This window comes from Pseudoalteromonas undina, assembly GCF_000238275.3.
Lineage (GTDB): Bacteria > Pseudomonadota > Gammaproteobacteria > Enterobacterales > Alteromonadaceae > Pseudoalteromonas > Pseudoalteromonas undina.
This window is the reverse complement of sequence record NZ_AHCF03000003.1, coordinates 338,447-360,442: the sequence shown is the minus strand read 5'-3', so window position 1 is coordinate 360,442 and position 21,996 is coordinate 338,447. Positions and strand designations below refer to the sequence as shown.

25 protein-coding genes are annotated in these 21,996 nt (G+C 40.0%); 14 read left to right on the top strand and 11 right to left on the bottom strand.

Annotated elements, in window-relative coordinates:
- Positions 1-17 precede the first annotated feature (17 nt).
- Genes PUND_RS05245 through PUND_RS05235 form a run of 3 tightly spaced genes read right to left on the bottom strand, consistent with a single transcriptional unit; the run spans position 18 to position 3,359 of the window.
- The gene (locus PUND_RS05245; protein ID WP_010387661.1) at positions 18-1,367 is read right to left on the bottom strand and encodes a sigma 54-interacting transcriptional regulator; all 1,350 of its coding nucleotides are present in this window, start codon (positions 1,365-1,367) and stop codon (positions 18-20) included.
- A gap of 2 nt (positions 1,368-1,369) precedes the next feature.
- Entirely contained in the window at positions 1,370-1,903 is a 534-nt protein-coding gene (locus PUND_RS05240; protein WP_010387660.1) for a hypothetical protein, read from the bottom strand.
- A gap of 1 nt (position 1,904) precedes the next feature.
- On the bottom strand, positions 1,905-3,359 hold the full coding sequence (locus PUND_RS05235) for a HAMP domain-containing sensor histidine kinase (RefSeq protein WP_010387658.1): 1,455 nt from the start codon (positions 3,357-3,359) through the stop codon (positions 1,905-1,907).
- Positions 3,360-3,663: 304 nt separating this feature from the next.
- Between PUND_RS05235 and PUND_RS05230 the strand changes: the two genes are divergently transcribed.
- The 4 genes from PUND_RS05230 (at position 3,664) to PUND_RS05215 (ending at position 4,774) form a co-directional block, all read left to right on the top strand.
- Positions 3,664-3,897, top strand: a complete 234-nt coding sequence (locus PUND_RS05230; protein WP_010387657.1) for an EF-hand domain-containing protein — start codon at positions 3,664-3,666, stop codon at positions 3,895-3,897.
- A gap of 12 nt (positions 3,898-3,909) precedes the next feature.
- Complete coding sequence (locus PUND_RS05225) at positions 3,910-4,137, top strand: EF-hand domain-containing protein (protein WP_008111149.1); 228 nt, start codon at positions 3,910-3,912, stop codon at positions 4,135-4,137.
- Between the two features lie 155 nt (positions 4,138-4,292).
- Complete coding sequence (locus PUND_RS05220; protein WP_010387655.1) at positions 4,293-4,529, top strand: EF-hand domain-containing protein; 237 nt, start codon at positions 4,293-4,295, stop codon at positions 4,527-4,529.
- An 8-nt stretch (positions 4,530-4,537) separates the two neighbouring features.
- Positions 4,538-4,774 (top strand): EF-hand domain-containing protein, encoded by a 237-nt coding sequence (locus PUND_RS05215; protein WP_010387654.1) that lies wholly within the window; start codon positions 4,538-4,540, stop codon positions 4,772-4,774.
- 10 nt (positions 4,775-4,784) lie between these two features.
- Here PUND_RS05215 and PUND_RS05210 read toward each other — a convergent pair whose 3' ends face one another.
- Positions 4,785-5,276, bottom strand: a complete 492-nt coding sequence (locus PUND_RS05210; protein WP_010387653.1) for an energy transducer TonB — start codon at positions 5,274-5,276, stop codon at positions 4,785-4,787.
- A 168-nt stretch (positions 5,277-5,444) separates the two neighbouring features.
- Here PUND_RS05210 and PUND_RS05205 point away from each other — a divergent pair, with 168 nt between their 5' ends.
- Entirely contained in the window at positions 5,445-7,133 is a 1,689-nt protein-coding gene (locus PUND_RS05205; RefSeq protein WP_010387652.1) for an amidohydrolase, read from the top strand.
- Positions 7,134-7,158: 25 nt separating this feature from the next.
- Here the strand turns inward: PUND_RS05205 and PUND_RS05200 are convergent, their stop codons facing one another.
- Entirely contained in the window at positions 7,159-7,395 is a 237-nt protein-coding gene (locus PUND_RS05200) for a YgjV family protein (RefSeq protein ID WP_010387650.1), read from the bottom strand.
- Between the two features lie 274 nt (positions 7,396-7,669).
- Between PUND_RS05200 and PUND_RS05195 the strand changes: the two genes are divergently transcribed.
- Positions 7,670-8,326: a Crp/Fnr family transcriptional regulator gene (locus tag PUND_RS05195; RefSeq protein WP_008111159.1), complete on the top strand. Its 657-nt coding sequence runs from the start codon at positions 7,670-7,672 to the stop codon at positions 8,324-8,326.
- A 49-nt stretch (positions 8,327-8,375) separates the two neighbouring features.
- On the opposite strand, the gene PUND_RS05190 is transcribed toward PUND_RS05195, so the two are convergent.
- Complete coding sequence (locus PUND_RS05190) at positions 8,376-8,942, bottom strand: phosphoribosyltransferase (RefSeq protein WP_010387648.1); 567 nt, start codon at positions 8,940-8,942, stop codon at positions 8,376-8,378.
- A 174-nt stretch (positions 8,943-9,116) separates the two neighbouring features.
- The gene (pepB, locus tag PUND_RS05185) at positions 9,117-10,415 is read right to left on the bottom strand and encodes an aminopeptidase PepB (RefSeq protein WP_010387645.1); all 1,299 of its coding nucleotides are present in this window, start codon (positions 10,413-10,415) and stop codon (positions 9,117-9,119) included.
- 144 nt (positions 10,416-10,559) lie between these two features.
- Here pepB and sfsA point away from each other — a divergent pair, with 144 nt between their 5' ends.
- From sfsA to PUND_RS05145, 8 genes are all read left to right on the top strand, one after another.
- Positions 10,560-11,279, top strand: coding sequence for a DNA/RNA nuclease SfsA (sfsA, locus tag PUND_RS05180; protein WP_010387643.1), 720 nt, complete (start codon positions 10,560-10,562; stop codon positions 11,277-11,279).
- A 280-nt stretch (positions 11,280-11,559) separates the two neighbouring features.
- Positions 11,560-12,003 carry an RNA polymerase-binding protein DksA gene (dksA, locus tag PUND_RS05175; protein ID WP_008111170.1) on the top strand — a complete coding sequence of 148 codons (444 nt, stop codon included), beginning with the start codon at positions 11,560-11,562 and terminating at the stop codon, positions 12,001-12,003.
- 12 nt (positions 12,004-12,015) lie between these two features.
- Complete coding sequence (gene gluQRS, locus PUND_RS05170) at positions 12,016-12,912, top strand: tRNA glutamyl-Q(34) synthetase GluQRS (RefSeq protein WP_010387641.1); 897 nt, start codon at positions 12,016-12,018, stop codon at positions 12,910-12,912.
- A gap of 254 nt (positions 12,913-13,166) precedes the next feature.
- A complete protein-coding gene (gene pcnB / locus PUND_RS05165) occupies positions 13,167-14,516 on the top strand; it encodes a polynucleotide adenylyltransferase PcnB (RefSeq protein ID WP_240539514.1) in 1,350 nt (449 codons plus the stop codon).
- A 3-nt stretch (positions 14,517-14,519) separates the two neighbouring features.
- Positions 14,520-15,005, top strand: a complete 486-nt coding sequence (gene folK / locus PUND_RS05160; protein ID WP_010387639.1) for a 2-amino-4-hydroxy-6-hydroxymethyldihydropteridine diphosphokinase — start codon at positions 14,520-14,522, stop codon at positions 15,003-15,005.
- A 30-nt stretch (positions 15,006-15,035) separates the two neighbouring features.
- Positions 15,036-15,830 (top strand): 3-methyl-2-oxobutanoate hydroxymethyltransferase, encoded by a 795-nt coding sequence (gene panB / locus PUND_RS05155; protein WP_010387638.1) that lies wholly within the window; start codon positions 15,036-15,038, stop codon positions 15,828-15,830.
- A complete protein-coding gene (gene panC / locus PUND_RS05150; RefSeq protein WP_010387637.1) occupies positions 15,830-16,678 on the top strand; it encodes a pantoate--beta-alanine ligase in 849 nt (282 codons plus the stop codon). Before panB ends, panC begins: the two co-directional genes overlap by 1 nt.
- Positions 16,679-16,708: 30 nt before the next feature.
- Positions 16,709-16,951, top strand: a complete 243-nt coding sequence (locus PUND_RS05145; protein ID WP_010387636.1) for a hypothetical protein — start codon at positions 16,709-16,711, stop codon at positions 16,949-16,951.
- A gap of 70 nt (positions 16,952-17,021) precedes the next feature.
- Here PUND_RS05145 and PUND_RS05140 read toward each other — a convergent pair whose 3' ends face one another.
- The 4 genes from PUND_RS05140 to fba all read right to left on the bottom strand — a co-directional run bounded on the left by PUND_RS05140 (position 17,022) and on the right by fba (position 21,876).
- A complete protein-coding gene (locus PUND_RS05140; RefSeq protein WP_010387635.1) occupies positions 17,022-17,990 on the bottom strand; it encodes a PstS family phosphate ABC transporter substrate-binding protein in 969 nt (322 codons plus the stop codon).
- Positions 17,991-18,069: 79 nt separating this feature from the next.
- Complete coding sequence (gene phoR / locus PUND_RS05135) at positions 18,070-19,416, bottom strand: phosphate regulon sensor histidine kinase PhoR (RefSeq protein ID WP_010387634.1); 1,347 nt, start codon at positions 19,414-19,416, stop codon at positions 18,070-18,072.
- A gap of 76 nt (positions 19,417-19,492) precedes the next feature.
- Complete coding sequence (phoB, locus tag PUND_RS05130) at positions 19,493-20,182, bottom strand: phosphate regulon transcriptional regulator PhoB (protein WP_008111196.1); 690 nt, start codon at positions 20,180-20,182, stop codon at positions 19,493-19,495.
- Positions 20,183-20,811: 629 nt separating this feature from the next.
- Entirely contained in the window at positions 20,812-21,876 is a 1,065-nt protein-coding gene (fba, locus tag PUND_RS05125) for a class II fructose-bisphosphate aldolase (protein WP_008111197.1), read from the bottom strand.
- Between the last annotated feature and the right edge of the window lie 120 nt (positions 21,877-21,996).

Here is a 21,996-nt window from a genome sequence, read left to right as displayed (position 1 = left end):
CACTTCCTTTTTTAAAATTACATTAAGCTATCTACGTCAATTTCATGCTTTTTAATCAGCTTATAAAAATCAGAACGATTACGCTTGGCAAGCTTGGCACCTTCGGCCACATTACCCCCTGCCATTTTCAGGGTATTGATAACGTAATCTCGCTCAAACTCTTTTTTAGCGTCGTTAAGCGAAAGTGGCTCAACGTTATTTTCATTGCTATTTAACGCACTAAGCACTAAATGTTCAGATATAACGTCACTTGGTGTTAAGGCAACCACCTGCTCCACTACATTTTGTAATTGACGAATATTACCTGGCCAATCATACCTTACCAATGCATGCATGGCATCGTTTGCAAAACGTTTTTCTTTTTGCTCCATACGTTTTGCAATATTAGCGCTAAAAAAGTTAGCTAATAAGCTAATATCTTCACGGCGCTCTCGCAGCGGAGGAAGTTTGAGGTTTACTACGTTTAAACGATAATATAAATCTTCTCTAAACTCTTGATTGTTAATAGCTTCAGGCAAGTTTTTATGGGTCGCTGAAACAATTCGCACATTAATGGGGATTTCTTCTTGAAAACCGACTGGGCGAATGGTTTTTTCTTGCAGCACGCGTAATAACTTAACTTGTAAATTTAGCGGCATATCACCAATTTCATCTAGAAATAAGGTCCCCCCTTGCGCTTGCTGAAAAAGGCCTTGGTGATCTTTTACCGCCCCTGTAAATGCGCCTTTTTTGTGACCAAATAACTCCGATTCTAATAACTCACCAGGGACTGCACCACAGTTAATAGCCACAAATGGGCCATCACTAACATGGCTGTGCTGATGAATTGCCTGTGCAAGCAGCTCCTTACCCGTACCACTAGCACCAGAGATAAGTACATTTACCTGAGTAGGGCCTAGTAATTTAACTTGCTCTAGCAAATGCAGCATAGCGCCACTGCGAGTAACAATATTGCTTTGCGGAGTAATATCATCATTATTCACCCCATGTATTTCTATGGCTTTAGCTAAGCTATCGAATAGCTCATCTTTATCAACTGGCTTAGTAATAAAGGCAAAAATACCTTGCTTAGTCGCCTCTACCGCATCAGGAATTGAACCATGAGCCGTCATCATAATTACAGGTAGTGCTGGGTAGCGGCTTTGCAATTGTCGGTGCAGTGCCATTCCATCCATTTCATCCATTCTTAAATCGGTGATCACCGCATCAAATACTTGGCTTTTAAGTATTTGTAATGCATTCATGCCACTATCACACGTTGTTACTTCATAACCTTTTGACTGAATTCGAATTGCCAGTAACTGCAGTAAGCTGGCATCGTCATCAACGAGTAACACTTTAGCGCTTGATGGAAGTGTGACTGACATAGTTACTGCTCCTTGGTTTCTTCACGTAATAAAAGTTGCTGTTCAATTGCAGCTAATGACGATAAGGTTTTTTGCATTTCAGCGTTTAATGCTTGTTGTTGTTTTTTTGCATTTATTTGCATTAATACCTGCTGCTTTTGCAGCCATAAATAGTGTTTTATATCGTCTGGCCAATAGTAAGCTTGATCTAGCTTAAGCAATTGACTCATAACAGTATCAGGGTCGCGACTAAGGTTGACGCATGCGGTATTAAAAAATGCCTTAAGTGCTTGCTCCCCTAAGTAAGTTTTATTGTCAGGCGTTAATTTAAAGCCACCACACTGATGGGCATGCCATGCAATAACTTGCGCTGCGGGCGGATACATAAGATCTAGTTTTGGCCGAGGCTTTGGGTTGGGCTGGTTGCTTTTATTGTCGGGCTGAGTTTGAGCTATTAACTTAGGTTTAGCTGTTTTTTGAGTGTTTGTTAATTCACACCCAGATAAAAAAACGAGACTGCTGGTTAGCCATAAAATAGCCATTAAACGCGCAGACATATTATTTAACTCCTTTATTTTTATAGGGGATGACAATGTTAAATCGACAGCCTTGCGGCTCATTATGCTCAATAGTTAACTTACCCTGTAACTGTTCAACCGATTCTTTTACTATGGTAAGGCCTAAACCACTGCCTTGAAGACTAATCTCTTTACTGTGTTTACCTTGATAAAAAGCGCCAAAAACATATTCTTTTTCATGCTCTTTAATACCGCAGCCCTCATCAGCAACCTGTATAATTAAGCTATTGCTTTCTAAACTTAAGCTAATCGACACTGCTTGGTTTGGCTGTGAAAACTTTAAACCATTAGAGATTAACTGAATTAAAATCATTTCAATTAATTCTCTCGGTAAATTAAGTGCAACTGTCGGTAAGCTATTGTGCCAAATAAGCGACTGCTCTCGTGCATTTAACCTATGTTCAAAATGATTACTTACCTTTTTTATTAGCTGGTTAAATTCCACTTCACTCACATTATCTTTACTAGTTCGAATCGCGTTATAACTTAACAAGCTGTCTATCATAGTGCGTAATCGCACCATAGATTGACTAATTAACTCAAGCACTGCTTTTTGCTCATTATTAATTGGCCCAACAATTTCATCGGCTAATAACTCAGTGCCCTCAACCATAGAGGCCAAAGGCGTTTTTAATTCGTGAGTAACATGGCGTAAAAACGTATCTTTTTGCTGCTCTAGCATATGCAGTTGCGCCTGCACCCACTGCAACTTGTTACCTAGTTCAATGAGCTCAGCTGATCCCTGCACTGATATTTTTTGCTGCCAATCTCCTTGGCCTAATTTATCAATAACGGAGGTTAAACCTTTTAAACGGCCACTTATCCGCCATAAAAACCCACCGCCAACAAGTAAGGTTAAAGGCGTAAGTGCCACTAACCAGTTTATAAAGGAGGCTTGTAAATTTGTCAGTTTAATTTGGTTTTGAGTGATTTTGGCTTCATTGGTTTCGCGCAACCACATTGTTAGATCTGCCAGTATTTCACTAATTGGCACAAACAACTCTGCTTGCTCACGAGCTTCAACCACCAGTTTGGTATGCGCTGCTTTTAGCGTATCTGTTAACCGTTGCCATTGTTGAGTACTTTGTTGGCTGCTAGAAAGCTGTTTAAGCTCATTTATATTGTCCAGCGATGACTGCCATTTATCCACGATAAGTTTATCGAGTGAATCGCTTTTTAAAACCCAGTTTTGCCTTGTTGCCCTCTCTAAACTATTGAGCTCTTGTTTAAGTGCATTAAACGACTTGGTTACTTGATAGTTATTACTGACAATTTGCTGTGTGACCGCTAATTGTTTATTTAATACATTTAAAAATACAATAACCACAATAGACAAAGGCAAAAGTGACAACAGCATACTCATTACAAACTGGCCAATCAAATTAGGACGCCAGTTTACCAATGCTTTATATTTTTCAGCCATGATTGCAGGCATACACTAATCCTTTACTACTTTTAAGCGCTCTATTATTAAGCGCTCAACTTATACACTCGCTGAACCAAATGCATTTTTGAGAGTAAAACCGTTGCAATGTCGCACAATTGCGACAAGTTAAACACTTGATTTAAAAATAGTAAAAAATTCTAACTAAGAAAATGTTGCATAAAACACACAACCGTCGGTAAATATTACTCATTAAAAACAAGTTAAAAAATTAAACCATTGATTTTTAATAAAAATTAAAGATGGCACTATAATTGTAATACGCTTATAAATATTAATTTTTAAAGGCCAAGGAATGACTAAAGGTTATTTAAAATCTACTGCCTTAATAGCGTTATGTTTCACAAGTAGCCATTTATTTGCGCTTGATGTGAACACAGCATTTTACAGCCTAGATAAAGACAGCAACGGTACATTAAGCGAAGCAGAGGCCGGCGAAGATGCATTACTGCATGAGAATTTTGCACAAATAGACAAGAATGAAGACGGACAATTATCGTTCGATGAATTTAAACAGTTTGTAAAATAAAGGAGTATATTTATGAAACAATTAATTGGTGCTTTTTCGCTACTATTTTTAGCTATTAGCGCGACGGCATTGGCATCGTCGTTAAATGTACGTTTTATGCATTTAGATAAAAATATGGACGGCCAAATATCGCTCACTGAGGCCAAACAAGATAAGCAGCTACTTAAGCAGTTTACTGATTTAGACAAAGACAATAACGAGATGATTTCTAAAAAAGAGTTCGAAAACTTTAAACCTTAAGTTTAGATTCAAGTTAAGTTTTATATTATAGAGTTAAAAGCATTTGCCATAATCCCTGAGGGAGTGTGTAAACGGATTTAATGTTGGGAGTTAAATTATGGCAAGTGCTTTCTTTCAATACTGCCAGCAATTAAAATACACCTGGAACGCCAACTATGAGAATACTGCTTCCCTTTATTGGTGCTTTACTTTTTATCAGCCAAAGTGCATTCGCACTTGATGTAAAGCAACGCTTTGACCACTTGGACAAAAATAATGATGGATATTTAACCCACAGCGAGCTTGCTGCTCAGCCTCAGCTATTAAACTCATTTTCAAATTGGGATGAAAATCAAGACAACAGAATTTCTTTAACTGAGTTTAAAAACTACTTAACCACTAACCTGTACTGAGCATTTATATGAAGCCTTTTCATAATATTATTTTACTAACACTGACTGTTTTTAGCTGCATGAGTTTTGCAACAAGCAGTTATATTGCCGAAAAGTTTGAAAAACTTGACCGCAACCAAGATGGCTTTTTGACTCGTTCTGAAGCTGCCAGTGATCCTGCTTTATGGTCACGTTTTGGCAGTTATGACCGTGATAAAGACGCACAATTGTCATTAAGCGAATACAGCTTGTACGCCAGTAAATAAAGAAAATATATTATAAAGTACGTTTATATACTTTTCCTTTTACCAAAAATTTTTCTTCGGTGGGGGGGCAGTTTTTCAAATATTTTTTACTAACGTCTTTAGATTCAAGCATAAAATCCATTCTAATGTGCGTAAGAATGGGTTGTTTATTTTTATTATTTTCAGCCGGAAGCCATTTCCATAAATTGAGGGATTTTGCGGCTGCTTTATCAAATAGCTTTTGAGGGTATGAAGAAAGTATTTTATAGCCTTGCGCCTTTCCTTCCTGATTAATCATAGTTACGAGCTCAACACACCCTGCAAGCCCTTTTTTAGCAGCTTCAATGGGGTATAAAGGCTCCACTCTTTTAAAAATATTCCAGTAATCTTTTCCCGAATCACGAAGTTCTGCGCTTGACAAATCAATATAGTCTATTTTTTCAACAACCTTATTCTCAGGTGATGTTGCACTACATGCGCAGAGAAGTAATGTTAACGGAATTGTGAGGTAAAGTGGTTTCATTGCGTTTCCTTATGCATGAAAGTTAAGTTTTAATTAGTTTTTATTTTTTAAATGATTACTGTTTAACCTACTATAGGTACGCTATTGTATCAACAAAAAATCGTCTTATTGGTATTCTAAATTTGAGTTTGCTACTGTGATAGTACAAATAATAACAATGTGCGTCTTATGCAACTGATAAAACTAATAAAACCAATATTGCTAGCAAGCCTTTGTGCCGTCACTAGCGTGGCAATAGCACAAACTAAAGTCATTTATAACGCCAATGGCTACTCACCTTTGTATAAAGGAAAAATGCGCCATGGCGAAGTAAACACATTTACAACCTTAGTTATAAAAGATGGCAAAGTAGTTAAAACAGGTCCAGACAGCTTGAAAAATAGCTTTCCGGGTGCAACGCTAATTGACGCGAAAGGCAAAACCCTACTCCCAGGGCTCATTGATGCGCATGGACATGTCATCGGGCTAGGTAATAATTTGTCGCAACTTGATGTGCGCGGTGCAAAGTCGGTAGATGAAGTAATCGCTAAACTCAAGGAATTTGCCAAAGGTAAAGAAGGTTGGATCATTGGTCGAGGCTGGAACCAAGAGCTATGGTCAAATACTCGCTTTCCTACGGCCACTGACTTAGACAAAGTCGTTAACGATCGCCCTGTTATTTTATCGCGAGTAGATGGTCACGCCATTTGGGTTAACTCAAAAGCATTAGAACTTGCCAATATTAACGCTGACACACCAGCCCCAGCTGGCGGAGAAATTATAAAAGGTGAGTTTGGTAAACCTACCGGCATTTTTATTGATAAAGCAGAAACCTTAATTACTCAACATATGCCTGTAACGTCTGCACAATCGGTCAGTGATGCATTAGATGCCGCAGGTAAACACTTACTAAGCCTAGGCATTACCTCAACTCATGATGCAGGTATTGATAAAACCACATGGCAAGTTTACAAACAACGCGCCGAGTTAGGCACATTACCGCTTAGAATTGTAGCGATGTTAAGTGCAGCAAGCCCAGATTTAAACATGATGCTTAAAGCCGGTCGTTATCAAGATGCGCAGGACTTTTTATCTATCCGCAGTGTAAAAATTTATGCTGATGGGGCATTAGGGTCACGTGGTGCTGCGCTTATTGAAGAATACGCTGATAGAGCCAACCATTTTGGCCTTATGCTTGAAACCCAACAAAAGCTAGAGCAATTATTTACCCTGACTTTTAAAAGTGGTTTTAGCGCTAACACACATGCAATTGGCGATAGAGCAAATAAAATTGTGCTAGATGCCTATCAAAATGTATTTAAACAAACCGGTGGCATACTACTGCGCAATCGTATGGAGCATGCACAAATAGTCTCGCCAGAGGATATCCCGCGCTTTAAAACCCTGAAAATAATTCCATCTATGCAACCTGTGCATGCCACATCAGACATGCATATGGCTGAGCAGCGTTTAACCGACAAACAACTACAAGGCGCTTATGCTTGGCAAACATTTTTAGACCAAGGTTCAACGATTGCGGCGGGATCTGATTACCCTGTCGAACTAGCGAACCCATTTGATGGTTTATATTCTGCGATAACGCGCATGGATCATAATCAACTGCCTGAAAACGGTTGGCGCGCCAGTGAGGTATTGAGCAGAGAAGATGCATTACGTGCGTTTACCCTTGGCGGCGCGTATGCAGCGCATCAAGAGTTTAAAGTAGGTAGTTTAGAGCAAGGTAAATGGGCTGACTTTATACTGGTTGATCAAGACTACTTTAAAGTGCCTATTGAGCAGCTTTATAAAACTCAGGTATTGCAAACGTGGATAGCAGGTAAATTACGCTACCAAAAAGATTCAGCAAAGTCTGAGTAAAAACAAAAAAGGGTTAACTTAAAAGTTAACCCTTTTTTGTATCAGCCCTAGACTGACGATATAACTTAATAATGTGATATATATTGACCAGAGCTAACAAGCCATTAGTAAATGCCACCGGTACAGAACCGATTGCTGTACCGTAAAAAGTAAACGCAATACAGCCCAATAAATTAAACCAACGCAGTTTGGTTACATCGGTCATGGTCAAAGAAATAACTAGTAAAACGGATGCTAAATAACCTAAATATTCCCAACTCAATTGTTCTCTCCTAGGCTTTAGGTTAATATTACTAGCTAAATTTTAGTACATTATTAAAAACTGCTGCTTAGCAGTTTAAATAAAAAAGCTAACTTACCAATAAAACCTTAAAATATACTGGTTTTACCCACAATTTTTTAATCATTACACGGTAGAATGAAGGTCATTTAACGCCATTAAATAACGGCGTGGGTAAGTTAGCGTAAATTCTTAATCTTAATGCTATCGTCATTAAGGTGTAATAAATAGGACAATTGTCCGAAGAGCATGATTGATGTTTCAATACCATTTTTCCAGTTACCTTGTTGAACAGCTGCTGACATTTGCCGGCAGTAGTTATCAGCAATCAAAAAAAGAAATATTAATACAGCAAGACCAACCACTCACTAAGTTGGTATTGGTGCGAAGTGGTACTGTATCGTTTAGTTACGATGTAGGAAATGGCCGACGTCTGCTACTTGGCCAGCTCGACTGTAACAACACCTTGATTGGCGAAATTGAAGCACTGAATAATAACCCGTGTATTTACACAGTAACTTGCTTCAGTGATGTCACGTATAATCTTATTGAGCTAAAGCATTGGCGCTCATTATTGCTCGATAAACCAGAACTGAGCCTATACACGGCGCAAACCATTGCCGCTAAGTTTCAAGAAAATCAAAAGATTAACTTAGATAAACTGTTACTTCCCTTAAGCTACAACATTGCTAAAGATTGCTTATTACGTGCGGAGAATAACAACCCCACTTTATTGCGTGCTTATCCTACGGTAAATGCAGAAGCAGAGCGCTTTGCAACCACTGAACGTGCATACCGACGGGTAGTGAGTGAGTTAGTAGAAAAAAACCTAGTGCAACGAAGCACTCAAGGGCTGCAAGCTGTCGATATTCCTAAACTCAGTGACTATGTAGATAGCTTTGCACAGCTTTAAAGACAATAAAAAAGGCCATTAAGGCCTTTTTTATTAAGCAAAATCACGTTTATTTTTCAAGTAAAATATCGTGGATTTTAGCTAAATCAGATTTGCCTTCAATAATTTCATCTGGCGTTAACCCTGATAATTCATGCGGGAATACTAACCATTCTTCAGACTCATGAATGTAGTAATCAGGCACTGTATCTACTTTTGAGTTTTTTGGCTTGTAGTATGGACAAGCAATACGAATATCACTCGGTAAGTTTAAGCGCATTAGTTCAGAAAGCTTCTCTTTTAGCGCCACAATACTCCGACCTGAGTCAAACACATCATCCACAATCAATAATGAATCACCCGCATTCGCGTTTTCAACAATGTAGTGTAAACCATGTACTTTGATTTCTTTTGATTGCTTGCCAATACCGTAATAAGACGACGTACGCACCGCAATATGATCGGTCTCTATGCCTTTGTAGTCATAATATTCTTGAACTGCGATCCCGATTGGAGCACCACCGCGCCATATACCAATAATAAAATCTGGACGAAAGCCATCTTTATACACTTGTGCCGCTACGCGGAATGAATCTTCAAGTAATTGTTGAGCCGTGATATAGCACTTTTCTGACATAGTAAGGATCCCAGTGGTATGTATAATATTTGAGCGAGGTTTAAATAAAATAGATGCTCAAACACGTATTGGCGAAGGATTTTACCGTAAATAAAACAAAATTGCTTGTATGGCGGATAAAAAAATAGGCACCTTAAGGTACCTATTTTTTACTAATTGCTTAATCTGAATTGATTAGGCCTTTTCAAGCAAGGTGCGCGCTACTGTACGCATACCTTGGGTAGTTGCACCTGAAGCCCACTGACTAGTGCCACCACCCATATTAAATGCAGCCGCTAAATCAATGTGTACCCAACCTTTGCCATCGTTTGGCACAAAGCGAGATAAGAAACCTGCTGCATTTGAAGCTCCACCATAACCACCGCCTTTTTGTGCACGGCTGTTTGCTGTATCTGCATACGGTGATGGGCAGTTTTGTTGATGCCACTTTTCAAGCGGTAATGGCCAAGCGGCTTCCATTTCTTGTGATGCAAAGTCTTCTACTTCACGCACTAACTCTTTATCAAGGGCAAATAACGCGTTGTATTCTTGACCAACGGCAACAAGGGCTGCGCCAGTTAATGTTGCTGCGTCAATAATAAGTGGTGCACCTGTCTCACCTGCCGCCATTAGGCCATCAGCTAATACTAAACGACCTTCAGCATCCGTGTTTACAATTTCAACGCTTGTGCCATTTTTGTAGGTAAGAATGTCACCTAGTTTGTATGCATGACCGGAAATTAAGTTCTCTGCACAACATAAAAACAGCTTAATACGCTTTTCTACACCATGGTTAATGGCCAATGCTAAACCTGCGGTAACTGTTGCCGCTCCGCCCATGTCGCATTTCATGCCTAACATGCCTTCGCTAGACTTAATTGAGTAACCACCTGAGTCAAACGTAATACCTTTACCTACAAGTGCAGCGCTTACTGGTGCGTTATCATCGCCAGTTGGATTGTAATCAAGCTCAAGTAACACTGGTGGGCGTTCACTACCACGACCTACAGCATGAATACCAATCCATTGCTGCTCTAATAGCGCATCGCCTTTTATTATTTGGTAGCTAACATGTTCTGGTGCCAGTGATTGAATAAATTCAGCCGCTTTTTCTGCTAGGCTCTCTGGGTAAATGTCATCGGCGGTGCCGTTAACCATTTCACGTGCCCACGTTGCTGAAGCTTTTAAATCAGCAAGTTCTTTTAAATCAGATTGTGCATTATCAACAAACTCAACACCGTGCAGTACTTTTGGTGATACAAAGCCTTGATAAAAGGCCCATTGGCTCTCTGTACACCAAACATCGCCTTCAAGCACAACACTTTTAATGCCTTGGCTGGCAATAGTACGACCTGCTTTTTGCACGTTTTTTAATGTTTCTTGCTCAGATAAATGAACCGTTGCGCCGTGTTCGTTAAAAGATAGTGACGCACTTTCGCCCCAGTGTCCTGGTGCCGACTGCTCGCTTAATTGAACAACAAATTTTTCACTCATGTTAGAATATCCTTGCACTTAAATGTGTGGTTGAGTTTACTATAGCGCGCTTAAGTTCCCAACTGCTTGCGGTAAATAACCTCAAATAGTCCGTAAAGTCTTATTTTACTTAACCTGAATTCTAGTTATATAAGGAAGTCATTAATGAAGTACACACCGCCATTACAATCTGCTACGTTATTAAAACGTTACAAACGCTTTTTAGCTGATTTAGAGCTCAGTGATGGCAGCACTTTTACCGCTCACTGTGCTAATACGGGGAAAATGACGGGCTGTGCTGACTCTGGTTTTAATGCCTTTTATTCCACCAGCAGTAACACCAAACGAAAGTACCCACAGTCATTAGAGCTGACGCAAAATAACTTATCACAGCTTATTTGTGTAAATACAGCCGTTGCTAATAAAGTAGTAGAGGAGGCGATTAATGCTGAAGTAATTAAAGAGCTAACAGGCTATCAACAAGTCCAAAGTGAAGTGAAATATGGCAGTGAAAACAGCCGCATCGACTTTTTACTTACCCACAACAATAAAGCCAATTGCTATGTTGAAGTTAAATCAGTCACGCTGCTGAGTGAAGAGCATCCACAAAGCGGCCAAGGTTACTTCCCAGATGCGCAAACAGTTCGTGGGCAAAAGCATATTCGTGAATTAATCGAAATGGTAAAACAAGGGCATCGTGCGGTGTTACTATTTGCGGTGCTACATCAAGGGATCACACAAGTGAGTGCGGCGGCACATATAGATTCAACCTATGCACAATTACTTAGCGAAGCGATTGAGCAAGGCGTAGAAGTATTAGCTTATAAAGCCCGTATTTCTGCCAGTGAAGTAACTTTGGTTGAGAAAGTAGCATTTGTTGAGTAAAAAAAGCGCATTTAAACGTTAGTATTTCGCCACGCCCAAAAAATACTTAACCAAAAAGTAAAAATAAGTTGTTTTTATTGTTATTGCCCATATAACTACGCCAGTTTATAAACCAATACTGTGATAAAAAGTATATACAATACTTTTACTACTTTTATATCACCAAACAGGGTTAAGCTAATTCGATTATTTAAAAATAAATTTGCCTAGGGTATGAGTTTCTGTTATTTATACCGCCGGCTAATGCTGAGGCATTAAATTAAGGATTTAGGAGAGAGTTATGCCAGACCAAAAAAGACATGGTTTATTGGCTCAAGCCGGTTTAGAACCATACCAAGAAAAACCGGGTGAAGAGTACATGAATGATGCACAACGTGCTCATTTTAAAACAATTTTAGAAACTTGGCGTAATGATTTACGTAACGAAGTTGATCGTACCAAATCACACATGCAAGATGAAGCTGCTAACTTTCCTGATCCCGTTGACCGTGCAGCACAAGAAGAAGAGTTCTCATTAGAGCTTCGAACGCGTGACCGCGAGCGCAAATTAATTAAAAAAATTGAAAAAACAATTATATTAATTAAAGAAGACGAATTTGGCTTTTGTGAATCTTGTGGTATTGAAATTGGCATTCGCCGCTTAGAAGCGCGCCCTACTGCTGATTTATGTGTAGATTGTAAAACACTTGCTGAAATTAAAGAAAAGCAATCTGGACGCGGCTAATTAATTATAGCCATGTCTTCTACAGCCGTTACTGCGCAAGTATCTAACTATCGCGGCCGATTTGCACCGTCTCCGTCAGGACCGTTACATTTTGGCTCACTTGTGGCGGCTGTAGGTAGCTACCTTGATGCAAAAACTAACCAAGGAAAGTGGTTAGTTCGCATTGAAGATATAGACACCACTCGCGTTGTAAAAGGCGCCGCCACCGATATCCTAAATACCTTAGAAGCCTACAACCTCAATTGGGATGAAAACGTTGTGTATCAAACACAGCGTCTTACTATTTACCAAGATGCCGTTCACTCTCTGTCACAACAACAGCTTATTTATGCCTGCCAATGCTCTCGTAAGCAAATAAAAGCCCTCGGCGGTATTTATCAAGGGCAATGTAAACACAGCCAACTAAGTGAGCAAGGTCATGCCCTACGTTTAACTCAATGCCATGCGACTGTTGATTATAAAGACCTTATTCAAGGACATATTGACGTTGATCCAGCTCTCGCTCATGAAGATTACATAATAAAACGTAGTGACGGTTTATTTGCCTATCAACTCGTGGTGGTGGTTGATGACATTGAGCAAGGGATCAACCGAATTGTACGAGGCGCTGATTTAATTGAACCGACTGCGCGTCAAATTAGTTTATTTAAACAACTAAATTGCGCTATTCCGGAATTTGCTCATTTGCCTTTGGCAGTAGCAAAACCAGGGTTTAAACTGTCTAAGCAAAATTACGCCCCTGCAATTTGCAAACAAAATCCAAAACCAACTTTAATAGCTGTATTTAAATTTTTAGGCTTGCCAGTACATGAGCAACTAATGGATTTAACCTGCGAACAATTACTCGCTTGGGGCGTGGCGCATTTTAACTTAAGCCTTGTTCCTGCTAAGCGCGAAATACAGATTTAACCTCCCTTTACGTATTACGTGGAATTAATTCAAATAAAATCGTTAAAAATGGCTTAATTTCAGCGCTGCAACTTAATTTTTTTACCTTGCTGGTATATGATAGCCGCCTAAATATATGCTAATTACATTAAATGGTAAGAATGACGCTTTAAGTGAATACTTGCTGTGATTTTGATTGCAATAGCGAGCCAATCAACCGCTTCTCTAGGAGACAGACTATTATTTCCAAGCTTTTTCAATTTTGTCGACAAATTATCGGCCCAAGTGCCAATAACGAAAATGTCGCAATCAGCAGTGAGCCGTTAGTGATCCCTAGAGGTGAGCATGGTATTTCTCGCAAACAATTTAGCCCAAATGCAATCAAAGTACTCTACCGCCTAAAAGATGGTGGCTATGATGCTTACTTAGTTGGTGGTTGCATTCGCGATGTATTGTTAGGTCAACAGCCTAAAGATTTTGATGTTGTAACCAATGCCACTCCTGAGCAAGTAAAAAAACTGTTTCGTAACTGTCGCTTAATTGGTCGTCGCTTTCGTTTAGCGCACATTGTTTTTGGCCGTGAGATTATTGAAGTGGCTACAATGCGCGGCCATCACGAAGCACAAGAAGATAAAAATCAAATTAGTCAGTCAAGTGAGCACGGGCAACTTCTTCGCGATAACGTATTTGGCAGTATTGAAGAAGATGCAGAACGTCGTGATTTTTCAATCAACGCTTTGTACTACTCAATTAATGATTTTTGTGTTTACGATTACGCAAATGGCTTAGCCGCTATCAAAGCAAAACAAATTGAGTTAATTGGCGATCCTGAAACACGCTACCGTGAAGATCCGGTACGTATGCTCCGCGCAGTGCGCTTTGCCACTAAGTTAGATATGCAAATAGCACCAGCAAGCGAAAAACCGATTACCGAATTAGCGAGCTTGCTTGATAATATTCCGCCAGCGCGTTTATTTGAAGAAATACTCAAGCTATTTTTAAACGGCAAAGCACAGCAAAACTTTATAATGCTGCGTCAGTACGGTTTATTTAAATCGTTATTTCCTGAGCTAGACCGTATTTTAGATAAAAAACCAGGCGGACTTGAAGAAACCTTCATAAAGCAGATGTTTGCAAACACCGACATACGTATTAATGCAGATAAGAAAGTAACTCCTGCATTCGTATTTGCAGCATTATTGTGGTTCCCACTGATTGAACGAACTGAAAAAATTCGACGCCAAGAGCAACTATCAGAATACGATGCATTTGCTCAAGCAATTAATAAAGTACTTAGTGAGAATGCCCAACATATTGCCGTACCAAAACGCTTTACTTTAGGTGCTCGTGATATTTGGCATATTCAACAACGCTTAGATAAACGTGCTGGCCAACGTGCCTATCGTTTAACACAGCAGCCGCGCTTTAAAGCCGCTTATGATTTTTTATTATTGCGTGTTGATGCTGGTGAAACTGAGCATACAGAGCTGGCACAGTGGTGGACACAGTACTTAGGCCAAGATATTAATGGCCAAAAAGAAATGGTGCGAGAGCTTGGTCATCAAGGCGGTCCAAAACCACGTAAGCGACCTCGCCGTCGTACCACAAAAAAGCCTACTGAGTAAATAATGCAACGTGTCTATTTGGGGTTAGGTGCAAACCTTAACAGCCCTAAAAAACAACTTGATAACGCTGTTATTGCACTTGAAAGCTTGCCAAACAGCGAATTTATAGCCTGCTCGCATTATTATGCGAGCAGGCCTATGGGACCACAAGATCAACCCGATTATGTGAATGCTGTCGCCTGTATTAACACTTCACTTGAGCCAGAGCAACTACTCGATTTAACCCAAGCCATTGAGCTGGAACATGGGCGAGTTAGAAAGGCCGAGCGCTGGGGCGCACGCACATTGGATATTGATATTTTATTATTTGGTGAACACATTTTAAATACCGAACGTTTAACCGTACCTCATTACGGATTAACTGAGCGAGAATTTGTTGTTTACCCACTGCAAGAAATTGCACCAGAACTGATTTTACCTAGCGGCGCATCTATCCAACAGATAGCAAATACCCTACCGCTTAACGACTTACAACAATTACCACGGTAATTAATTAAGGCCATTGTCTGCGAGAATATTATGTCTAAAATAACCGTTTCAACTTTGAATAAAATGAAGGCTGAAAGTAATAAGATCACTGCGTTAACAGCATACGATGCTAGTTTTGCTAAGTTATTTCATGATAACGGCGTTGATGTTGTTTTAGTTGGTGATTCTTTGGGTATGGTATTACAAGGTGGCGACGACACCTTAGCGGTTACAAACCAAGAAATTGCCTACCATACTCGCTGTGTGCGCGCGGGAAGCCGTGACTTATTTGTTATAGCTGACTTACCGTTTATGACCTACGCAAACCCAAGCGACGCATGTAAAAATGCTGCAGAGCTGATGCGTGCTGGTGCTAATATGGTCAAACTTGAAGGCGGTGAATGGCTGCATGACAGTATTAAATCGCTAACCCAACAAGGTATCCCGGTATGTGGCCATTTGGGGCTTACACCGCAATCAGTGCATGTATTCGGTGGTTTTAAAATCCAAGGCCGTGAAGAAGCTCAAGCACAAAAAATTATTGCCGATGCAAAAGCATTAGAAGCGGCAGGCGCACAACTACTGGTGCTTGAATGTATTCCAAGTGCCTTAGCAAAACGCGTTACAGAGTCATTGAGCATCCCTACAATCGGGATTGGTGCCGGTAATGTAACCGATGGCCAAATTTTGGTTATGCATGACTTGGTGGGCATTTCTGCAGGTTATATTCCTAAATTTTCAAAAAACTTTTTACTCGAAACAGGCAATATGCCTGCTGCTGTTAAAAAGTATTGTAACGATGTCAAAAGCGGCGTATTCCCAAGCGCTGAACACGAGTTTAAATAATGCAGTCAATCACTGAAATTAAATCATTACGCAGTCAAGTTAAAGCTTGGCGCCAGGCAGGTTTAAGCGTGGCGCTCGTGCCTACTATGGGTAATCTACACCGTGGTCATTTTTCACTGGTAGAAAAAGCAAAAACACTGGCCGACAAAGTGGTCGTGAGTATTTTTGTTAACCCAATGCAATTTGGCGCTAACGAAGATTTAGACAGCTATCCGCGTACTCTAGATGCTGATAAACAAGGGCTAGCCGATCTTGAAACAGATATTTTGTTTATCCCCAGTGTAGAAACTATTTATCCTAATGGTTTAGGCGTGCAAAGCTTTGTTGATGTACCTGGTATTTCAATGGGGTATTGTGGCGGTTCACGCCCAGGTCACTTTAAAGGCGTAGCAACTGTTGTTACTAAGCTATTTAATTTAGTACAACCTGATTACGCTTGCTTTGGTGAAAAAGACTTTCAGCAGCTACAAGTTGTTAAAACTATGGCCACTGATTTATCGATACCAGTAGAAATTATTGGTGTACCCACCATGCGTGAAGTTAGCGGCCTTGCCATGAGCTCTCGTAATGGGTATTTATCAACTGAGGAAAGACAAACCGCCCCTGTTTTATTTAACACCTTAAAACACTGTGCGCAGCAACTAGAAAACGGTAATAAAGACTTTGCCACACTGGAAAGTGAAGCGAAGAGCGCATTAGAAGACGCGGGCCTAAAACCAGATTATTTTTCGATAGCTCAACGAGATACATTAAAAGCTGCTACACTCGAAGATACACGATTTGTAATTTTAGCTGCCGCCTTTTTAGGTAGTGTTAGATTAATCGACAATATTCAGGTTGAAGTTTAATACTGGTGTGGCCTCATTTTAAGGATAAGCATGAAAACTTTTATTAAAACTAGCCTCGTGGCTTTTTCGTTTGCGGTTGTTGCTGGCTGCCAGAGCCAAGCGGGTAATCCAGCACTTAATCAATGTGCTCAACAAAGTTATCAATGTGAAACCAGCTGTGAGCAGCAAACAACCACCGATAGTCTTAAATCGCAGGTTTGCTCATCAAAATGTATTGAGGCTTACAATCAATGCAAAGTGCAAGCTGAAAATTTAGGTAAAGCAACGAACTAAATAATCTTAAGTAAAACAAAAAAACCGCTCATTGAGCGGTTTTTTATTATTTACTTTGGTTGCTAGCTGCTTATTTCAAGCCTAACTTTTTAAGCTCTAATTCAACTAACTTTGCAGAAAGTGGCACATAACCATCTTTTTCTACAATTTTTTGACCGTCTTGAGAAAGTACCATCTTTAAAAACTCAGCTTCAACTGGGCCAAGTGGCTTATTTGGGTGTTTATTTACATAAACATATAAGAAACGTGACAGTGGGTATTTACCTTGTGCTACGTTTTCAAGCGTGGCATCAACAAAGTTAGTGCCTTTTTTAGATAACGGAACAGTACGCACACCCGATGTTTTATAACCAATGCCAGAGTAACCAATCGCATTTAATGACGCTGAAATTGACTGTACAACAGAAGCCGAGCCCGGTTGCTCGTTCACGTTATTACGGAAATCACCTTTACATAACGCTTTCTTTTTAAAGTAACCGTAAGTACCTGATACTGAGTTACGTCCGTATAATTGCACGTCTTTTGCAGCCCAATCACCTTCTAGACCAACATCACTCCAGCGATTTACTTGCTCTGATGCACCACATTTACGAGTTGATGAGAAAATAGCATCGATTTGGTCAATGCGTAGTCCTTCGATTGGGTTATCTTTGTGTACAAATACTGCCAACGCATCAATTGCTACTCGCACTTGTGTTGGTTTGTAGCCATGACGCTTTTCAAATGCTTCAATTTCTTTTGACTTCATTGCACGGCTCATTGGACCTAAGTTAGCCGTACCTTCTGTTAGTGCTGGTGGCGCAGTAGACGAACCTGCCGCTTGAATTTGAATATTTACATTTGGATAAATGCGCTTATATTCTTCAGCCCAAAAGGTCATCATGTTGGCTAATGTGTCAGACCCTACCGATGAAAAGTTACCTGATACACCGCTAATTTTTTGATACTCAGGAATACCGTCTTCTAATGCAACCGCTTGTGCAGATACAAATGTTGTAACAGCCACACCCATTGCGGCAACTAAGTTTTTAAATTTCATTTTGGGGTTCTCCAGTTTGTTCGTCCCATTTCCTAACTGCGGTTCACTCTAAAGTGAGTACATGACAATGGTGTGACTCTTAAATGACACTTTTATGACTGCTTGTGTTGCTTGTTACTAATGGCGAAATAACGATAAGTCTATCGCTTGAAAACGCGAAAGAAAAACAAGAACCTTTACCCAGCTCGCTGTGAATTTTTAATTGACTACCATGGCGAGTAAGCACATGCTTGGTAATAGCTAAACCTAAGCCTGAGCCACCTGTGGTGCGGCTTCTGGCTTTATCTACTCGATAAAAACGCTCAGTTAACCGGTTAATATGCTCAGGTGCAATACCATCACCATTATCGGTAACACTAAAACATGCTTGTTCATTGTTGCGCTGCCAAAGTACCTCAATTTTACCGCCTGGTTTAGTATAATGAATGGCATTAAATACTAAATTTGAAAAGGCACTTCTAAGTTCATCCTCAGCTCCGGTAATATCAAGCGATGCATCAATCTTAAAAATAAGTTGATGGCCTTTGTCTTGATTAATAGATTGCGCTTCTGTTTCAATTAAGTTTAATAATCGTGGCACATTCACCGCTTTGTCATTACTGTGTCGCTTTCCCCCTTCGATGCGCGATAACGACAACAGCTGATTCACTAAGCTATCCATACGCTTACATTGCTCTAGCATAGTAGTTTGTGCTTTATTCCACATTGCAGGCGGGGGAAGTGAATCACTATCGAGCATTTCAAGGTAGCCGGTAACAACAGTTAAAGGGGTTCTAAGCTCATGAGAGACGTTTGCTACAAAGTCTTTACGCATCTGCTCAAGTTGCTTTAAGCGAGTAACATCGCGTACCACTACCAACAACTGTGTATTGGCATAGGGCATTACCCTAAATTCAAGAACTTGCTCAACACTGTGACCACTTTCAAGCTCCAGTGCATCGCTAAACTCTTTACGACGCATATATTTAGCAAATTTAGGATCGCGAATTAAGTTATCTAAACGCTGACCATGATCAACCGGCCACTGTAACCCTAGCACTTTGAGTGCAAGCTGATTACACCACACAATTGATAAATCGTTTTGTAGCACAACAACGGCATCGGGCACGGCCTCAGCGCCGTCACGAAAACGCCGTATTAGTTCTGCCAGCTCATTACGCTTTTTACGATTGCGGTGTTGCAGCTGGTAAATACCCTCAAATACTTGCTCCCACGACCCTTCCCCTTCAGGCGGGTTAAAGCTGCGTTGATTATGCAGCCAGTCACTTAAGCGATAAAGCTGATGGTAATGCCACATAAGTAGCGAAAAAGCACCCAAAAACAACATCAAAAATGGGGCACCAATAAGCACCCCAATTAAAAGCAAAGGTATAAAATAGACAAACAGCCGTTTGGTTAACGCCTGCTTGTTAATAACTCGATACATACACGCTCTTTACCTTATAAACGCTAGCAAAAGTTTGACTGTGCTAGGTTAATAGATTGTGACTTACGAAGTAAACTTATAATTTACTCGAAAAGCGATAACCAGCACCGCGAACTGTTTGTACTAAGCGGTCATGCCCAAGCGTAGCAATTGCCTTACGCAGGCGACGGATATGAACATCTACAGTTCTGTCTTCAACATAAACGTTAGTACCCCATACATGATCAAGTAATTGCTCTCGGCTATATACACGCTCAGGATGGGTCATAAAAAAGTGTAATAGTCGAAATTCCGTTGGCCCCATATCAAGCTCACTGCCACCTGATGTCACACGATGCGAAATAGGATCTAAACGTAAGCCATGTACTTCAATGGCCTCTTCAAGTGAGGTAGGAGCAACACGACGAATAACCGCTTTAATACGCGCCATTAACTCTTTAGGTGAAAACGGTTTTGTAACGTAATCATCAGCACCGACTTCTAAACCGCGTATTTTATCTTCTTCTTCGCCGCGGGCTGTCAGCATAATGATAGGAATTTGGCGTGTGTGTTCATTTTGTTTGAATTTTTTAGCGATTTGAATTCCACTACCGCCAGGTAGCATCCAATCGAGTAACACCATATCTGGATAAGGTTCAACCATTGCTGATATTGCAGAATCATAATCTTCTGCCTCAATGGCTTGAAACCCATTTTGTTCTAAAACAAAAACCAACATTTCCCTGATAGGTGCTTCGTCATCAACGACTAATACTTTACGTGACATTCCAATTTATCTCTTAGGCTATTGAGTAGGTTTCATTATTATGACTAAGTATGACATTTTTATTAAAGTGTAACGTCTAAATTAAAATGAGTGTAAAAAAAACACAAAATAGTGACAAAAAATAGAATTTGTCATATTTTTATCATCTTGAGCAGTAATAAAAAAGCGGTTTGCAGTAAAAAGAATCAATCATTAAAGTCACTATTTATGGTATCAACATGGGATCACCAAATTACTAACTAAGCATAAATTTTAACGCTTAATAATAAAAGTTAGCACCCACTTAATAGAGTCTAGATCAGGTTTATTATGATCTAAAATGCTGGGATCAGAGTTTTATCAAGCAGATCCCTTTACGGATCACTATTTTACCCACCAACAAAGCTAAACCAATGAATTTTTGTATGTTTTGTGCTCACTCTTTATAATGCGTAACACTCAAAAGTTTAAAATACGTCACTTTAAGCCTTTTACTTAGTAAAGTAATGATCCCAGATATGACAAGTTAGTAATCGAGTGATCCCTAATTAATAACTAGGTAAAATACTGATCCCTCATAGATCAAAAAAGCCAGCGCAAACGCAACTGGCTTTTTGAATGAGTGTAATAATATCGCTATTATTGGTCCATTACTTTATTTTTGGGTTTAACTCACCGCTTAAGTATTTAAGGTGCATTTCATCTAATGAAATTGGCTTAATTTTACTTGCTTGACCCGCCGTACCAAACGCTTCGTAACGAGCGATACAAATATCAGTCATTGCTTGGGTTGCAGCAGCTAAAAACTTACGTGGGTCGAAGTTAGACGGGTTCATCGCTAAATGGCGACGAATCGCACCGGTAGACGCTAAACGTAAGTCAGTATCAATGTTTACCTTACGCACACCGTATTTAATACCTTCAACGATTTGCTCAACTGGCACGCCGTAAGTTTCTGGGATCTCACCACCGTATTGATTGATCACTTCTAACCACTCTTGTGGAACAGAAGACGAACCATGCATCACTAAGTGGGTATTTGGTATACGCGCGTGAATTTCTTTAATACGATCAATTGCTAAAATGTCATCGGTTGGTGGACGAGTAAATTTGTAGGCACCGTGCGATGTACCACAGGCAATAGCTAGTGCATCAACATGGGTTTTATTTACAAAATCTGCCGCTTCTTCTGGATTTGTTAGCATTTGCTCAGTGGTAAGTTTACCCTCAGCGCCAACACCATCTTCTTCACCCGCTTCACCAGTTTCAAGTGAACCTAATACACCTAGCTCACCCTCTACAGATACGCCACACGCATGCGCCATTTCAACTGTTTTACGTGTTACATCAACGTTGTAATCGTAGCTTGAAGGTGTTTTACCATCGCTCATTAATGAGCCATCCATCATTACTGATGAAAAACCTAGCTGAATTGAACGCTGACATACACCCGGTGATGTACCATGATCCTGATGCATAACCACAGGAATATGTGGCCATTCTTCAACTGCCGCTAAAATCATATGACGAATAAAAGGTGCACCGGCATACGCACGTGCGCCCGCAGAACCTTGCACAATAACAGGGCTGTTTGTTTTATCAGCCGCTTCCATAATTGCACGCATTTGCTCTTGGTTATTTACATTAAACGCGGGTACACCGTAACCATGCTCTGCGGCATGATCAAGAAGTTGTCGCATACTGATTAAAGCCATTGGGTATTCTCCAATTTATCGGTAGTTATTTTACTACCTAGTTTGAACGGATTTGTTAGTTTGGCGCAATCACTGCGCCATGAATTAAAAGGCAAATGACCTAAAATTCATATTATTAAC

Bases quoted from the DNA above. Each gene is read 5' to 3' on its own strand.
- PUND_RS05245 (WP_010387661.1), bottom strand. From the start codon at position 1,367: ATGTCAGTCACACTTCCATCAAGCGCTAAAGTGTTACTCGTTGATGAC.
- PUND_RS05240 (WP_010387660.1), bottom strand. From the start codon at position 1,903: ATGTCTGCGCGTTTAATGGCTATTTTATGGCTAACCAGCAGTCTCGTT.
- PUND_RS05235 (WP_010387658.1), bottom strand. From the start codon at position 3,359: ATGCCTGCAATCATGGCTGAAAAATATAAAGCATTGGTAAACTGGCGT.
- PUND_RS05230 (WP_010387657.1), top strand. From the start codon at position 3,664: ATGACTAAAGGTTATTTAAAATCTACTGCCTTAATAGCGTTATGTTTC.
- PUND_RS05225 (WP_008111149.1), top strand. From the start codon at position 3,910: ATGAAACAATTAATTGGTGCTTTTTCGCTACTATTTTTAGCTATTAGC.
- PUND_RS05220 (WP_010387655.1), top strand. From the start codon at position 4,293: ATGAGAATACTGCTTCCCTTTATTGGTGCTTTACTTTTTATCAGCCAA.
- PUND_RS05215 (WP_010387654.1), top strand. From the start codon at position 4,538: ATGAAGCCTTTTCATAATATTATTTTACTAACACTGACTGTTTTTAGC.
- PUND_RS05210 (WP_010387653.1), bottom strand. From the start codon at position 5,276: ATGAAACCACTTTACCTCACAATTCCGTTAACATTACTTCTCTGCGCA.
- PUND_RS05205 (WP_010387652.1), top strand. From the start codon at position 5,445: ATGCAACTGATAAAACTAATAAAACCAATATTGCTAGCAAGCCTTTGT.
- PUND_RS05195 (WP_008111159.1), top strand. From the start codon at position 7,670: ATGTTTCAATACCATTTTTCCAGTTACCTTGTTGAACAGCTGCTGACA.
- PUND_RS05190 (WP_010387648.1), bottom strand. From the start codon at position 8,942: ATGTCAGAAAAGTGCTATATCACGGCTCAACAATTACTTGAAGATTCA.
- pepB (WP_010387645.1), bottom strand. From the start codon at position 10,415: ATGAGTGAAAAATTTGTTGTTCAATTAAGCGAGCAGTCGGCACCAGGA.
- sfsA (WP_010387643.1), top strand. From the start codon at position 10,560: ATGAAGTACACACCGCCATTACAATCTGCTACGTTATTAAAACGTTAC.
- dksA (WP_008111170.1), top strand. From the start codon at position 11,560: ATGCCAGACCAAAAAAGACATGGTTTATTGGCTCAAGCCGGTTTAGAA.
- gluQRS (WP_010387641.1), top strand. From the start codon at position 12,016: ATGTCTTCTACAGCCGTTACTGCGCAAGTATCTAACTATCGCGGCCGA.
- folK (WP_010387639.1), top strand. From the start codon at position 14,520: ATGCAACGTGTCTATTTGGGGTTAGGTGCAAACCTTAACAGCCCTAAA.
- panB (WP_010387638.1), top strand. From the start codon at position 15,036: ATGTCTAAAATAACCGTTTCAACTTTGAATAAAATGAAGGCTGAAAGT.
- panC (WP_010387637.1), top strand. From the start codon at position 15,830: ATGCAGTCAATCACTGAAATTAAATCATTACGCAGTCAAGTTAAAGCT.
- PUND_RS05145 (WP_010387636.1), top strand. From the start codon at position 16,709: ATGAAAACTTTTATTAAAACTAGCCTCGTGGCTTTTTCGTTTGCGGTT.
- PUND_RS05140 (WP_010387635.1), bottom strand. From the start codon at position 17,990: ATGAAATTTAAAAACTTAGTTGCCGCAATGGGTGTGGCTGTTACAACA.
- phoR (WP_010387634.1), bottom strand. From the start codon at position 19,416: ATGTATCGAGTTATTAACAAGCAGGCGTTAACCAAACGGCTGTTTGTC.
- phoB (WP_008111196.1), bottom strand. From the start codon at position 20,182: ATGTCACGTAAAGTATTAGTCGTTGATGACGAAGCACCTATCAGGGAA.
- fba (WP_008111197.1), bottom strand. From the start codon at position 21,876: ATGGCTTTAATCAGTATGCGACAACTTCTTGATCATGCCGCAGAGCAT.